Source organism: Streptomyces sp. P9-A2 (assembly GCF_036634175.1).
GTDB classification, from domain to species: domain Bacteria; phylum Actinomycetota; class Actinomycetes; order Streptomycetales; family Streptomycetaceae; genus Streptomyces; species Streptomyces pratens.
Window position 1 is genome coordinate 6,385,274 of the sequence record NZ_JAZIFX010000001.1, and the last position, 13,738, is coordinate 6,399,011.

Consider the following 13,738-nt stretch of genomic DNA (forward strand, 5'->3'; position numbering starts at 1 on the left):
GTGGATGCGTGGCGAAAGCAAAGTTAGGTTAACCTCACCTTTGTTGAATGTGGAAGGAGGGGTGAGGGTGACACTGCGTTCACTTGTCGTGCGCGGCCTGCTCCCCGGCGCCGGTGTCCTGCTGGCCGCGGTGATCGCGAGCCTGCTCCTGGGCGCGGGCGACGTCGGACCGGGGCGTGCCCTGTCCGCCCTGCTGGGCGGCGCCGACGGCGATGCCCGGTTCACCGTGCTCGAACTGCGGCTGCCCCGCACCCTGGTCGCCGTCGCCGTCGGTCTGGCCCTGGGGATCGCGGGAGCCCTGCTCCAGGCCGCCGCCCGCAACCCACTGGCCGAACCGGGCCTGCTCGGGGTGAGCGCGGGGGCCTCCTTCGCGGTCGTCGTCGCCCTGGTGCTCGGCGCCTCGGCCGCCACCCTCGGCCCCTACGTGGCCGTCCTCGGGGCCGGCGCCGGATGTCTGCTGGCACTGGGCGCGGCCCGCCTGCGCGGCGCAGGGGACGACCCCGTCCGCCTCGTGCTCGCCGGAGCCGCCTTCAGTGGACTGATGGCCGCCGGCTCCTCGGTGATGCTGCTCGTCGACGCCCGCGCCGCCGACGAGATCCGCTTCTGGACCATCGGATCGGTCGCCGGACGGGAACTGGCGGACCTGTGGGCCGTCGTCCCCGTCGTCGGTCTCGGGCTTCTCCTCGCCGTCCTCGTCGCCCCCGCCCTGACCGCCCTGAGTCTCGGCGACGACGTGGCCACCGGTCTCGGCCACAGACCCGGCCGGGTCAGGGCCGTCGCGGTCGCCGCCGTGGCCCTGCTGGTCGGCGGTGCCACCGCCCTGGCCGGCCCCGTCGCCTTCGTCGGACTCGTCGTCCCGTTCGCCGCACGCGCCCTGGTCGGCCCTGACCTGCGCCGGTTGCTGGCCGTCTCCGTCCTCCTCGGCCCCGCCACCGTGCTCACCGCCGATGTCGTCTCCCGGCTCGTGGCCCGCCCCTACGAGATGCCCCTCGGCGTCATGACCGCGCTGCTCGGCGCGCCCGTCCTGGTCGCCGTCGTCCGATCCCACAGGTTGCCCTCGCTGTGACAACGCACCTCGCCCCGCCCGGACCGGCGACCGAGACCAAGCCCCCGGCACCCGTCCGCCGCCCACCGCTCACCGTCCCCGGGACCTGGCGCCTGGCCGCCGGCCCCTACGCCGTCCTGATACCGCGCAAGCCGCTGCTGGGCACCGCCGCCGCCCTGGTCGTGCTGATCGCCGCGAGCGCGGTGCACCTCGCCGTCGGCGAGATCCTCGTCCACCCGCTGGACGCGCTGCGCGCCCTGTTCGGCGACGGCACCCCCCGCGACCTGCTGGTCGTCGAACGCCTGCGGCTGCCCCGCCTCCAGGCCGGCCTCGCCGTCGGCGCCGCCCTCGGCGCGGCCGGCTGCCTGATGCAGACCCTCGCCCAGAACCGGCTGGCCACCCCCGACACCGTCGGCCTCAACGACGGCGCCGCCGCCTTCGCCGTCGCCTCCGTCACCGGACTCACCACCAGCCTCCTGCCCAGCGGCGCCGCCCTGACCGGCGCCGCCACCGCCGCCGCCCTCACCCTCGCCCTCAGCGGCGGAGCCGGACGCGGAGGCTACCGCTTCCTCGTCGTGGGCCTCGGCGTCGGCGCCGTCTTCGGCGCCGTCACCAGCCTCGTCCTCGCCCGCTCGGCCGCCGACGCGGCCAACGCCGCCTACGGCTGGACCGTCGGCACCCTCAACAGCCGCGACCAGGACGCCGTGGCCCTGCTCGCCCTCGCCCTGCTCGTCGTCCTGCCGCTCGCCATGGTCCTCGGCCGCAGACTGCTCCTGCTGCGCCTGTCCGACTCCGTCGCCTCCGGTCTCGGCGTCCGGATCAAGGGCCTGCGCCTGGCCGTCATCGCCCTCGCCGTCGTCCTCGGCGGCCTCGCCGTCGCCGTCGCCGGACCGCTCGGCATGATCGCCCTCGCCGCTCCCGAGGCCGCCCGCCGCATCGCCGGGCCCCGTTCCGTCCCCGTCCTGCTCTCCGCCCTCGCCGGGGCGCTCTTCACCCTCCTCGCCGACCTGCTGGGCCGCACCGTGCTGGCCCCGCTGGAGATCCCCGTCGGCCTCGTCACCGCCGTCGTCGGCGGCCCGTACCTGCTCTGGCTGCTGCTCACCACCCGTACCAGGAGGTCCCTGTGAGCTGGGACCGGGAGCTGTCCGCGAATCCGTACCAGGAGGCCCCTGTGAACCCGGCCGAGACCGACAGCCGTCTGCGCACGCGGGACCTGCGCCTGGCCCACGGCTCCAGGGTCGTCGTCGACGGCCTCGACCTCGCGCTGCCCGAACGCCGGGTCACCGTCATCGTCGGCCCCAACGGCTGCGGCAAGTCGACCCTCCTCGGCGGGCTCGCCCGGACCCTGCCCGCGCGCGGCGGCGCCGTCCTCCTCGACGGCCGCGAACTCACCAGGATCCCCACCCGGGAGATCGCCCGCAGCATCGGCATGCTCCCTCAGTCCGCGATCGCCCCCGACGGCCTCACCGTCCGCGACCTCGTCCGCTACGGCCGCCAGCCCCACCAGGGCCTGCTGCGCCAGTGGTCCGCCGACGACGCCCGCGCCGTCGAGGAGGCGCTCACCGCCGCCGACCTGCACGACCTCGCCGACCGCCCGCTCGAGACCCTCTCCGGCGGGCAGCGCCAGCGCGCCTGGATCGCCATGGCCGTCGCCCAGGAGACCCCGATCCTCCTCCTCGACGAACCCACCTCGGCCCTCGACATGGGCCACGCCCTCGAAGTGCTCGAACTGGTCCGCTCACTGGCCGACCAGGGCCGCACCCCGGTCCTGGTCCTCCACGACCTGACCACCGCCTGCCGCTACGCCGACCACATGATCGCCCTCAAGGACGGCGCGATCGTCGCCCAGGGCCCGCCGTCCACCATCGTTTCCCCCGACCTGGTCCGGGAGCTCTACGGCGTCGAGAGCGCCATCCTCACCGACCCGCTCCACGGCACCCCGGTGATCTGCCCCCTACGCGTCACGCCCTCCGGGGCAGCCGCCTGAACACACCCCGGACATCCGTGGGACGCGTCGACGAGCCCTGTGCGCCGGGTCCTCGACGCGCCCGCCCGCATCGACGGCACGGCGGGGCCGTCGCCCTCGATGGGTGCCCCGGGGCGGGACCTCCACCTGCGTCGCCGCGTGATTCCGGGGGTGGCCGGGCCCGCCGTCAGACCGGATAGGCGTGGGTCTGGGCCGCCTTGACCGTGGCCCAGACGTCCGCGCCCGGGTGGAGGCCGAGTTCGGCGGCGGCGACCGTGGTGAGGTCGGCGGCCAGGGGGAGTTCGCCGGTGAGGGCGACGCGGATCTGGTCGCCGTGGGTCTCCATCCCGGCGACCTCGCAGTGCCAGAGGTTGCGGGCGCTGGAGCCGGTGGGGCGGTCGCGGTGGAGGGTCACGGCGCCGGGCGGGAACGCGACGAAGACCTGACCGGTGAGATCCTCGGTGGTGGTGAGTGCCGGGCCGCCGTCCAGCCGTACGGTGTGGCCCTCGGCCCGGCCGGTGTAGAGGTTCAGGCCGACGAGCTGCGCGATGTAGTCGGTGCGCGGGTGGCGGGCGATGTCCTGGGGCGTTCCCTCCTGGACGACCCTGCCGTGCTCCACGACCACCAGACGGTCGGCCAGCACCATCGCGTCGAGCGGGTCGTGCGTGACCAGGACGGCGACGGCCTCGAACGCGGCGAGATGGCGGCGGAGTTGGGCGCGTACGTCCAGGCGGGTGCGCGCGTCCAGGGCGGCGAGGGGCTCGTCGAGGAGGAGCAGCCGGGGGCTGGTGGCCAGGGCACGGGCGAGGGCCACGCGCTGCGCCTGGCCGCCGGAGAGACGGCGGGGCTTGGCGCCGGCGTGGTCCGCCAGGCCCATGCGGTCCAGCCACGCGGCGGCCGTCGCCCGTGCCTCCGTCTTCGTGGCGCTTTGGCAGCGGGGGCCGAAGGCCACGTTGTCCAGCGCCGTGAGGTGCGGGAAGAGGAGGTAGTCCTGGAAGACGACGCCCACGGGGCGGGACTCGGGCGGCACACGGTGCAACTCGGTTCCGTCCAGGTGGAGATGGCCCGTGGTGAGGGGTGTGAGGCCGGCCAGGGCGCGCAGCGCCGTGCTCTTGCCGGCGCCGTTCGGGCCGAGCAGGGCGACGACCTCGCCCGGCGCCGCGGTGAGCGCGATGTCCAGGCGGAAGGTGCCGCGGTCGACGACCAGGTGGGCGTCGAGGCCCTCGGGTTCGGGGACGCCGGGTTCGGGGGCGTCGGTGTCGTCACGGGGGAGGTCGTGCCCGGGCTTGCCGGTGTGGGTCATGACGCGGTCATCCAGCGGTCGCGCAGGCCGGCCAGCACCGCGATCGAGACGGCGAGCAGGACCACGCTGAGCGCGATGGCGGCCTCCGGGTCGCTCTGCAGGGCGAGGTAGACGGCGAGGGGCATGGTCTGGGTCCGGCCGGGAAAATTGCCGGCGAAGGTGATCGTCGCCCCGAACTCGCCCAGCGCCCGCGCCCAGGCCAGCACGGCGCCGGCGGCGATGCCGGGCGCGATCAGCGGCAGCGTGACCCGGCGGAACGCGGTGAAGCGCGACGCGCCCAGTGTGGCCGCGGCCTCCTCGTAACGGCGGTCGGCGGCACGCAGCGTGCCCTCGACACTGATGACCAGGAACGGCATCGCCACGAACGCCTCCGCGACCACGACCCCCGCCGTGGTGAACGGCAGGCTGATGCCGAACCAGGCGTCCAGCCACTGCCCGACGACGCCGTTGCGGCCCAGCGCCATGAGCAGGGCGACACCGCCCACCACCGGCGGCAGGACCAGGGGGAGGGTCACCAGCGCACGGACCAGTCCCCGGCCGGGGAATTCCGTACGGGCCAGCAGCCAGGCCAGCGGTACGCCGAGGACCAGACTCACCACCGTCGCCGCGGTGGCGCACACCAGGGAGAGCCGCAGGGCCTGCCACACGGCGGGGCTGGTCAGCTGCTCGGGCATGCTCTGCCACGGGGCCCGGGCCAGCAGCGCGAGCAGCGGCACCAGCAGGAACGCCAGTGCGAGGAGCGCGGGGAGCAGCAGGGGCAGCGGCACGCCCTGCCCGCCGCCCGCCCTCATACGGCGCCGCGGACCGGTGCCCCTACGGGTCCCCTTATGGATCCCTTTACGGGTGCCGGAGGTGTCCGCCGGGGTCACGGCGTCAGGAACCCGGCGTCCGCCAGCACCCGCCGGCCCTCGTCGGACCGCACGTAGGCGACGAACGCCTCGGCCGCCACGGCGTTCGGGGCGTCCTTGAGCAGGGCGATGGGGTAGTCGTTGACGGCCTCGGCGGCCTCGGGGAAGTCCACGCCCTCCACCTTGTCACCCGCCGCGTGCACGTCGGTCTTGTACACGAGGGCGGCGTCGGCCTCCTTCAGCCGGACCTTCGTCAGGGCGCTCTTGACGTCCTGCTCGTACGACACCGGGGTGAGCTTCAGACCGGAGGCGTCCAGCGCTGTCTGCGCGGCGGCCCCGCACGGCACCTCCTTGTCGCACAGGACGACCTTCAGTTCCGGTTCGGTCAGGTCCTTCAGTGAGGAGATACCCTCCGGGTTGCCCGGCAGGGTGGCGATCTCCAGCCGGTTGCGGACGAAGGTGGCCGGGGTGCCGGCGGCGTCCCCCGCGTCCGTGACGATCTTCATCGTCTTGGGGCTGGCGGAGGCGAAGACGTCGGCGGGGGCGCCGCTGGTGATACCGGCGGCGAGGCTGTCGCTGCCGCCGAAGTTGAACGTGACCTCGGTGCCCGGGTTCGCCTTCTCGAACCGCTCGCCCAGCGTCGTGAAGCTCTCAGTGAGGGAGGCCGCGGCGAACACGGTCACCGTGCCGGACAGCTTGCCCGAGGCGGAGCCGGACCCGGAGCCGACCTCGTCCCCGTCCCCGGACGACGAGCAGGCCGTCGCGGCCCCCAGAACCAGCAGCACGGCAGCACCGGCACCGGCCGACCGGGGCAGGCGGGTCAGGGGTGCGGGGCGGGTCATCACGGGGCTTCTCCCTCGGCCTACTGCTGTTCGCGGACCGTTCCAACAGGAACGCACGCGCTGATAATAATGCCGCAGATGCGGGCTGAGAATCTCATTTAACATCGCATCAGCTGTACACAGGTCGCGTGAAGCTCGCAGGTGCGTTTATGTTCAGCCGTCGCTCGCGATGCCTGAGACGCGAAAAGTGATAGCTCCACCTATGATAGGTGCACCTATCATTCCTGTAGAGGTGGTTCCCGATGCTCAAACCGGCGCGGCTGTTCGGACGGGACGTGGAATGGCGGGAACTGGGGGAGTTCGCTTCATCGGAGCGGCAGGGTGCGTCACTGGGGCTCGTGTACGGGCGGCGGCGGCAAGGGAAGACGCTGATGCTCGAGCTGCTGGCCAGGGAGAGAGCCGGCTTCCTGTTCGCCGCGACACAGCAGAGCGAGACGCAGAACCTGGCGGATCTGGGTGCCGCGTACGCGTCGTTCCACGGGCTGCGGCGACCGGTGGTGTTCGGCCACTGGCGGGAGGCCCTCGACGAGTTGCTGCGCATCGGCGAGGACCGGGCCGTGCCCGTGGTGATCGACGAGTTTCCGTACCTGGTTTCGGCGACTCCCGCGCTGCCCTCGTACCTGCAACAGGTGCTGAGTCCGCTGAGCCATGCCAAGGAGCACACCCGTACCCGGCTGATTCTCTGCGGCAGCGCGCTGACCACCATGGCGCAGCTGCTCGGCGGGGGTGCCCCGCTTCGAGGACGAGCGAGCATGGAGCTTGTGGTGCGTCCCTTCCGGTTCCGGGAGGCAGCCGACTTCTGGGGTGTGGCGGAGGATCCCGAAGTGGCCTTCAAGCTGCACGCGCTCATCGGCGGTACGCCCGCGTACAAGGAGATGTCCGGAGGAGCGGGGCCGGACGGTCCGGCGGACGTCGACCGGTGGGTGGCCCGTCGGCTGCTGAATCCGGCCTCGGCCATGTTCCGTGAGGGAGGACTGCTGCTGCGCGAGGAGCCCTCGATCGCGGACCCGACCTCGTACGCGGCGGTCCTGGCGGCGGTGAGCGCAGGTCATCACCGCAGGTCGGAGATCGCCGGCGCCCTGGGGCGGCCGAGCGGCTCGCTGGCGCACCTGCTCTCCGGACTCCAGGACATCGGTCTGCTGGAGCAGGGCGAGGACGCCATAAGGGACAAGCGCAGTGTCTTCCGGGTGGCTGAACCGATGGTGCGGCTGCACCAGTTGCTGATCCAGCGGCATGAGCCGGAGCTGGTGGTCGGCCGGGCCGACCAGGTGTGGCAGGAGAACGCGGACACCGTCGCCGGCAAGATCTACGGACCGCACTTCGAAGAACTGGCCCGCCAGTGGTGCTTCGAGCACGCTGGGCCCGAGACCCTCGGAGGGCGGCCGAACTGGGTGCGGCCCACCGAGATCGCCTGCCGGGAACACCGCCGTGGCCATGAACTGGATGTCGTCGTGGGGGAGTCGCCGGCGTTCGGAACGGACCGGATCACCGCGATCGGTGAGGCGAAGGGCACCCTCACCCCCGTCGGGCTGCCGCATTTGGAGCGTCTGGAGCACCTGCGAGGGCTCCTGCCCAGTGCCCGGGTCGGCGTTCTGCCCAAGCTTCTGCTCTTCGCCCGTTCCGGCTTCACCGGTGATCTCCGGCGGGAGGCGGACCGGCGCAGTGACGTCGAACTGGTCGACCTGCACCGCATGTACCGCGGGGATTGACCAACTCCCTCCGCCTGGGCTTCGGATGAGCGTGAACGGCCGCTGGTGTATGAGATACGAAAGAGCACACCCATGGTGTCCGGAGCCTTGCCAGGCCGACGGAGGTCGCCCTATTCTCGCGGTGAGAAAGCGCTTTCCCCCGGTTGTCGATTCGGACCCAGTGGAGTGAAGTCGCCGCGTCGACAGGTGACTTCACGCAGGAGCCGCCACGGGTCCGGCGAGGGAGAACGGTCGCGGTGATCCCGCGGCCGACCCGGCCGGCATGCCGACCGGGAGAGGGGACGGCGCCCGTGACACCAGCACCGCTCACAGCACCCGCAGCAGGGCAGGATCAGGGCGCCCGCAGGGCGCGATCACAGTACGGCCGCGTACGCAGTGCTCGGCCGAGCACGGCCGAGCGCGGCCGCATCCGTCCGGAGGGATGTCCGCCGGATTCGACCGCACTCTATATGACATGCCCATGCCGTTACGGTCGGCCATCGCGGCTGCCCTGACCCATGCCACCTGTCCCCGGCACGTGCAGACGAACAGGGAGAGACTCGGATGAAGAGATCAGCGGCAGTGCGCCTCAGTGCGACGCTGGCCACGGCGGCCCTCGCGGCCGCGACCGGGCTGGCGGTGTCGACGTCCTCGGCGTCGGCGGCCGTGAGCGGCAGCGCCACGGGCTACGCCACCCAGAACGGCGGGACCACCGGCGGCGCCGGCGGGCAGACCGTGCGCGCCACCACGGGCACCGCGATCCACTCGGCCCTGTGCGGCCGGGCCAGCAGCAGCACCCCGATCATCATCGAGGTCCAGGGGACCATCAACCACGGCAACACCACCAAGGTGTCCGGCAGCAGCTGCAACACCGCGGCCGGCGTGATCGAGCTCAAGCAGATCAGCAACGTCACGATCGTCGGGGTCGGCAGCGGTGCCGTCTTCGACCAGCTGGGCATCCACATCCGGGAGTCCAGCAACATCATCATCCAGAACGTGACCGTCCGGAACGTCAAGAAGTCCGGCTCGCCCACCTCCAACGGCGGCGACGCCATCGGTATGGAGAGCGACGTCCGCAACGTCTGGGTCGACCACGCCACGCTCGAGGCGTCCGGCGGGGAGTCGGAGGGCTACGACGGCCTCTTCGACATGAAGGACAACACCCAGTACGTGACCCTGTCGTACAGCATCCTGCGCAACTCCGGCCGCGGTGGCCTCATCGGGTCCAGCGAGAGCGACCGCTCCAACGGCTACGTCACCTTCCATCACAACAAGTACGAGAACATCGACTCCCGCACACCGCTGCTGCGCGGAGGCATCTCGCACATCTACAACAACCACTACGTGAACCTGCACGAGTCCGGCATCAACACCCGGGCCGGGGCACGCGCGAAGGTGGACAACAACTACTTCGAGGACTCCAAGGACGTCCTCGGCACCTTCTACACCAGCGAGGCCGGCTACTGGCAGGTCGGTGGCAACATCTTCGACAACGTGACCTGGTCCGCCCGCAGCGGCGACAACCAGCCCGCCGGCCCCAACCCGACGTCCAACACCACGGTGAGCATCCCCTACTCCTACGGCCTCGACAACGCGAACTGCGTACCGGACGTGGTCAACCGGACGGCCGGCGCCAACAAGGGCAACCAGGTCTCGGACGGCAACTGCACCCCGCAGAACCCGGGCCCGACCGACCCCACGACTCCCCCCACCGACCCGACCGATCCCCCCACCGGGACCAACCTCAGCCTCGGCGCCGGTGCCGACGGCTCCAGCAAGGCCAGCGGTACGAGCTACGGCAACGTGATCGACGGCAACCTGGGCAGCTACTGGTCGCCGAGCGGCTCGACCGGCTCCGTCTCGGTCAAGTGGTCGTCCGCCACCTCGGTGTCGAAGATCAGCATTCGTGAGGCAGCGGGCTCCGAGGGCGGCATCCGCAACTGGAGGGTCCTCAACAACGACACCGGTGCCGTTCTGACCTCCGGCAGCGGAGCGGGCGTCATCTCCTTCCCGAAGACGTCGCTGAAGAAGGTCACCTTCGAGATCACCAGCTCGAACGGCAGCCCGCGGGTCGCCGAGTTCGAGACCTACAACGGCTAGGCAGGCCCCTGAAGTCAGAGGTCTTCACGCGTCCGGCTCCAGGTCCCCGCCCGGGGCCAGGGGCCGGACGTCGGCCGTGCCGCCGGAAAAAGGGGAGTGTACGTTCGTACGCTCTGCGGATAGGGTCCGTGCATGACCATTGACGTACTGCGGCGGCCGGGCTCGGCCGAGCGGCAGGCTCGCGCAGCCGTTGCCGTGCTCTTCTTCACCAACGGCGCCCTGTTCGCCAACCTGCTGCCGCGCTATCCGCAGATCAAGGCGGATCTCGGCATCGGCAACGCCGCCTACGGACTGGCCGTCGCGGCGTTCCCGGCGGGGGCCGTCGTGGCCGGGCTGGGGGCGGGAGTCCTCGTCCGCCGACTGGGCTCGGCGCGGGCGGCGGTGGCGAGCACCCTGCTGACCGCGGCCGGGATTCTCGTCGCCGGTCTGGCGCAGTCGGTGGTGCTGTTCGCGATGGCACTGTTCCTGGCCGGCGCCATGGACGCGTTCACCGACGTCGCGCAGAACGCCCACGGGCTGCGGGTGCAGCGCCGCTACGGACGCTCCATCATCAACTCCTTCCACGCCATCTGGTCCATCGGCGCCGTCACCGGCGGAGCCATGGCCGCCGGGGCGATCGCGCTCGACCTCCCGCTCGGCGTGCACCTGCTGATCTCGGGCGTGCTCTTCGGGATCACCGCCTGTGTCGCCCTGCGGTTCTGCCTGCCGGGACCCGACACCGAGCCGGCCGAGGAAACGGAGGCGAAGGAGGAGTCGAGGGAGAAGGGGAGCGGCGGAGGCGGGCGTTCGGTCGTGACCTCGCGGACGCGGTACGTGCTGGCCGCGCTCGTCCTCATCGCCACCGCCGGGACGCTCGTCGAGGACGCGGGCAACTCCTGGGCCGCGCTCTACCTCTCCGACTCACTGAACGCGTCGGCGGCACTGGCGGCCTCCGGCTTCATCGCCCTGGTCGGGGCCCAGTTCGTCGGCCGGATCCTCGGCGACCGGCTCGTCGACCGGTTCGGTCAGCGCGCGGTGGCCCGAGCCGGCGGCCTCATCGCCGCGGTCGGCATGGGGCTGGCGCTGGCCGTGCCCACGGTGCCCGGCACGATCCTCGGCTTCGCCGCGGCCGGGTTCGGTGTGGCGACCCTGGTGCCGGCGGCGATGCACGAGGCCGACGAACTGCCCGGCCTCAAGCCCGGCTCGGGGCTGACGATCGTCTCCTGGCTGATGCGGCTCGGCTTCCTGCTCTCCCCGCCGATCGTCGGCCTCGTCGCCGACGAGGCCGGCCTGCGCCTCGGCCTGCTGGTGGTGCCCCTCGCAGGCGTGATCGTGGTCGTGCTCGCCGGGGTGCTGGGGGCCCGGAAGCGGCAACCGGCAAGCGACGAGGGGTAGAAGAGCGCCGCGGCGACCCTCGTACGCAATGAGCGTACGTTCGTACGCTCCAGGGTGTACCGTCGGTTTCATGCCGACGGACCACTTCGCGCAGGACCCCCGTACCAACCTGGAACGGATGCGGGCGGGCGACCTCTACATCGCCGACGATCCCGAGATCGCCCGCCGGCAGCAGGAGGCCGTACGCCTGGCCGCCCGCTTCCAGGCCGCCTTCGTCGAGGACGCCGCCGCGGCGCAGTCGATCCTCGCCGAACTGCTCGGCGCCGTGGGCGAGGAGGCGCATGTGCGCCCGCCCCTGCACGTCGACTACGGCAGCAACATCACCATCGGGGCACGCACCTTCGTCAACTACAACCTGACCGCGCTGGACGTCGCGGCCATCGTCATCGGCGAGGACTGCCAGATCGGCCCGAACGTCCAGCTCCTCACCCCCACGCACCCCGTGGAACCGCAGCCCCGGCGCGACAAGCTGGAGGCCGCGCAGCCGATCACCATCGGCGACAACGTCTGGATCGGCGGCGGCGCCATCGTCCTGCCCGGAGTCACCATCGGGGACAACTCCGTGATCGGCGCCGGCGCGGTCGTCACCAAGGACGTACCGGCGAACGTGATCGCCGTCGGCAACCCCGCCCGCCCGGTCCGCGGTATCTGAGGCTCCCGTGGCCACCGGACACACCGACCCGCAACGGCGCGAACGCATCATCGCCGCCACCCTCGACCTCATCGCGGAGGAGGGCCTCGCGGCGGTCTCGCACCGCAAGATCGCCCGGCGCGCCGGGGTGCCGCTGGGGTCCATGACGTACCACTTCAGCGGGATGGACGAACTGCTCAGAGAGGCCTTCGGTGAGTTCACCGGCCAGGCGGTCGCGGTCTTCGACGCGTATCTCGCGGAGCCGGCCGACAGGGAGGAGGCCATCGAGGCCGTGGCCGACCTCGTCCACACCCTGTCCGAGGGCAGCCGGCGCGACCTCGTGCTCACCCAGGAGCTGTACGCTCTCGCCGCACGCCGGCCCGCCTACCGGGAACTCACCCACGAGTGGATGCGCCGCAGCCGGGTCCACCTCGAGAAGTACTTCGACCCGGACACCGCCCGCCAGCTCGACGCCCTCATCGAGGGACTGACCCTCCATCGCGCCCTGTCCCGGGAACCCCATGACCGGGTCCTGACGCTCGCCGCGATCACCCGCATCACCACGGCGACCGGCACTCACCGGGAGCCCTGAGCGGGACCCCCAGCCGCCCGTGCGGCACAGTCCTGACCACTGTGCCGCACGGGCATCACCGCCTCAGGCGACCCCGTCCACGTCCGGTCCCGCGCCCCCACCGGCCGGGGCGGCCACAGCCTGCTTCCGCCAGGTGACGCGCCGCGCGGAGACGGACACCAGCAGGGCCGAGGCGGCGACCACCGCCATGCCGACCGTCAGGTCCGTTCGGCCCGCCACGAAGCCGATCAGCGCCGGGCCGGCCAGCAGGCCGGTGGTGCCCATGGCGGCGACCAGGGCCAGGGCCCGCGGACCCTCCGCGGCGGCCGCGACGTAGAGGCAGGGCGTCACGGTCGCCATGCCCAGGCCCACACAGGCGAAGCCGATCAGCGCGGGCCAGGTCCCGCCGGCCGCCAGGGCGAGCGCGAGACCGGTGCCGGCCACCACACTGCCGACGTGGACGACCCGTGCGTCGCCCAGGCGGCTCCGCCAGCCGTCGCCGAGGAGGCGGGCCAGCACCATCATCACCGACACCACGGCGATGCCCAGCGGCGCGAGCTGCCCCGACGCGCCGGTCTCCGCCGTGAGGTAGAGCGCCGACCAGTCGTTCATCGCGCCCTCGGTGACCGTGCCGAACACCATCGCGCAACCCAGCCAGAGTGCCGCCCCGGAGGCACCGGCGAAGCGCCGGACGGTCTTGGCGGTGCCCTTCGCGGCATCCTCCTCCGCGACATCCCGCTCGGGCTCGTCCCGCTCGGGCTCCGCAGTGTGCTCGTCGGCGGTCAGACGCGGGCGCGCGGCGGTGAGCAGCAGCAGGAGCAGGGCCGCGGCGACGGCGAAGTGCGCGGACACGGTGTGCGTCACGACGTTCATCCCCGACGCGAGGAGCGCGGCCGCGAGCGAGCCCGCGCTGAACGTGGCGTGCAGCCGCGCCATCGCGGCCCGCCCGTACCGGGCCTCGAGCGCCGCGCCCTGCGCGTTCATGGCGACGTTCAGACAGCCGACGGCCACCCCGTCGACGAAGACCACCACCAGGGCGAGGGGGTAGGAGCCGGCCGCGGACAGCGCCGGCAGCACCGCCGCCAGAGCCAGTGCCGACCAGAGCGCGAGACGCCGCGAACCGAGCTGCCGCATCAGCCGGGCGACCAGCGGGAAGGACACCGCGGCGCCGACCCCGCAGACCATCAGCAGCAGACCCAGCCGTGTTTCGTCGAGGCCGAACCGGTCCTTGAGAGCGGGCAGCCGGGAGACCCAGGTGGCGTACTGGAAGCCGAGGAAGCAGAACAGCGCGGCGATGGCCAGCTGGTCGCGCCGGAAGGCGCCGAGCGCGCGGGGTGCGGGGGTACGGGGTGCGGGGGTGCGGGACATGG

General features: G+C 72.3%; 12 protein-coding genes. 8 read left to right on the forward strand and 4 right to left on the reverse strand.

Going from position 1 to position 13,738, the window contains the following annotated elements; translation table 11 throughout:
* The first annotated feature begins 67 nt into the window (after nucleotides 1-67).
* From V4Y04_RS29005 to V4Y04_RS29015, 3 genes are read left to right on the forward strand one after another with little or no spacing between them, the layout of a single operon-like run.
* Nucleotides 68-1,066 (forward strand): FecCD family ABC transporter permease, encoded by a 999-nt coding sequence (locus V4Y04_RS29005; RefSeq protein WP_332431316.1) that lies wholly within the window; start codon nucleotides 68-70, stop codon nucleotides 1,064-1,066.
* Nucleotides 1,063-2,172: a FecCD family ABC transporter permease gene (locus V4Y04_RS29010; RefSeq protein WP_332431317.1), complete on the forward strand. Its 1,110-nt coding sequence runs from the start codon at nucleotides 1,063-1,065 to the stop codon at nucleotides 2,170-2,172. Before V4Y04_RS29005 ends, V4Y04_RS29010 begins: the two co-directional genes overlap by 4 nt.
* A complete protein-coding gene (locus V4Y04_RS29015) occupies nucleotides 2,169-3,032 on the forward strand; it encodes an ABC transporter ATP-binding protein (RefSeq protein WP_332431318.1) in 864 nt (287 codons plus the stop codon). The genes V4Y04_RS29010 and V4Y04_RS29015 overlap by 4 nt, the downstream gene beginning before the upstream one ends.
* Before the next feature lie 166 nt (nucleotides 3,033-3,198).
* On the opposite strand, the gene V4Y04_RS29020 is transcribed toward V4Y04_RS29015, so the two are convergent.
* The 3 genes from V4Y04_RS29020 to modA all read right to left on the reverse strand — a co-directional run bounded on the left by V4Y04_RS29020 (nucleotide 3,199) and on the right by modA (nucleotide 6,004).
* Nucleotides 3,199-4,314 (reverse strand): ABC transporter ATP-binding protein, encoded by a 1,116-nt coding sequence (locus V4Y04_RS29020; protein WP_332431319.1) that lies wholly within the window; start codon nucleotides 4,312-4,314, stop codon nucleotides 3,199-3,201.
* A complete protein-coding gene (gene modB / locus V4Y04_RS29025; protein ID WP_332431320.1) occupies nucleotides 4,311-5,105 on the reverse strand; it encodes a molybdate ABC transporter permease subunit in 795 nt (264 codons plus the stop codon). Before modB ends, V4Y04_RS29020 begins: the two co-directional genes overlap by 4 nt.
* A gap of 74 nt (nucleotides 5,106-5,179) precedes the next feature.
* Nucleotides 5,180-6,004 (reverse strand): molybdate ABC transporter substrate-binding protein, encoded by an 825-nt coding sequence (modA, locus tag V4Y04_RS29030; RefSeq protein WP_332431321.1) that lies wholly within the window; start codon nucleotides 6,002-6,004, stop codon nucleotides 5,180-5,182.
* A gap of 242 nt (nucleotides 6,005-6,246) precedes the next feature.
* Here modA and V4Y04_RS29035 point away from each other — a divergent pair, with 242 nt between their 5' ends.
* The 5 genes from V4Y04_RS29035 (at nucleotide 6,247) to V4Y04_RS29055 (ending at nucleotide 12,389) form a co-directional block, all read left to right on the forward strand.
* On the forward strand, nucleotides 6,247-7,713 hold the full coding sequence (locus tag V4Y04_RS29035; RefSeq protein WP_332431323.1) for an AAA family ATPase: 1,467 nt from the start codon (nucleotides 6,247-6,249) through the stop codon (nucleotides 7,711-7,713).
* A 543-nt stretch (nucleotides 7,714-8,256) separates the two neighbouring features.
* Entirely contained in the window at nucleotides 8,257-9,792 is a 1,536-nt protein-coding gene (locus V4Y04_RS29040; RefSeq protein ID WP_332431324.1) for a pectate lyase family protein, read from the forward strand.
* A gap of 132 nt (nucleotides 9,793-9,924) precedes the next feature.
* A complete protein-coding gene (locus V4Y04_RS29045; protein ID WP_332431325.1) occupies nucleotides 9,925-11,166 on the forward strand; it encodes an MFS transporter in 1,242 nt (413 codons plus the stop codon).
* 70 nt (nucleotides 11,167-11,236) lie between these two features.
* Entirely contained in the window at nucleotides 11,237-11,818 is a 582-nt protein-coding gene (locus tag V4Y04_RS29050; protein ID WP_332431327.1) for a sugar O-acetyltransferase, read from the forward strand.
* Nucleotides 11,819-11,825: 7 nt separating this feature from the next.
* Nucleotides 11,826-12,389 carry a TetR/AcrR family transcriptional regulator gene (locus V4Y04_RS29055; protein WP_332431328.1) on the forward strand — a complete coding sequence of 188 codons (564 nt, stop codon included), beginning with the start codon at nucleotides 11,826-11,828 and terminating at the stop codon, nucleotides 12,387-12,389.
* A gap of 63 nt (nucleotides 12,390-12,452) precedes the next feature.
* Here V4Y04_RS29055 and V4Y04_RS29060 read toward each other — a convergent pair whose 3' ends face one another.
* Nucleotides 12,453-13,736: an MFS transporter gene (locus V4Y04_RS29060; RefSeq protein WP_332431329.1), complete on the reverse strand. Its 1,284-nt coding sequence runs from the start codon at nucleotides 13,734-13,736 to the stop codon at nucleotides 12,453-12,455.
* Between the last annotated feature and the right edge of the window lie 2 nt (nucleotides 13,737-13,738).

Bases quoted from the DNA above. Each gene is read 5' to 3' on its own strand.
- V4Y04_RS29060 (WP_332431329.1), bottom strand. From the start codon at position 13,736: ATGTCCCGCACCCCCGCACCCCGTACCCCCGCACCCCGCGCGCTCGGC.
- V4Y04_RS29020 (WP_332431319.1), bottom strand. From the start codon at position 4,314: ATGACCCACACCGGCAAGCCCGGGCACGACCTCCCCCGTGACGACACC.
- V4Y04_RS29045 (WP_332431325.1), top strand. From the start codon at position 9,925: ATGACCATTGACGTACTGCGGCGGCCGGGCTCGGCCGAGCGGCAGGCT.
- V4Y04_RS29035 (WP_332431323.1), top strand. From the start codon at position 6,247: ATGCTCAAACCGGCGCGGCTGTTCGGACGGGACGTGGAATGGCGGGAA.
- V4Y04_RS29040 (WP_332431324.1), top strand. From the start codon at position 8,257: ATGAAGAGATCAGCGGCAGTGCGCCTCAGTGCGACGCTGGCCACGGCG.
- modB (WP_332431320.1), bottom strand. From the start codon at position 5,105: ATGAGGGCGGGCGGCGGGCAGGGCGTGCCGCTGCCCCTGCTGCTCCCC.
- V4Y04_RS29050 (WP_332431327.1), top strand. From the start codon at position 11,237: ATGCCGACGGACCACTTCGCGCAGGACCCCCGTACCAACCTGGAACGG.
- modA (WP_332431321.1), bottom strand. From the start codon at position 6,004: ATGACCCGCCCCGCACCCCTGACCCGCCTGCCCCGGTCGGCCGGTGCC.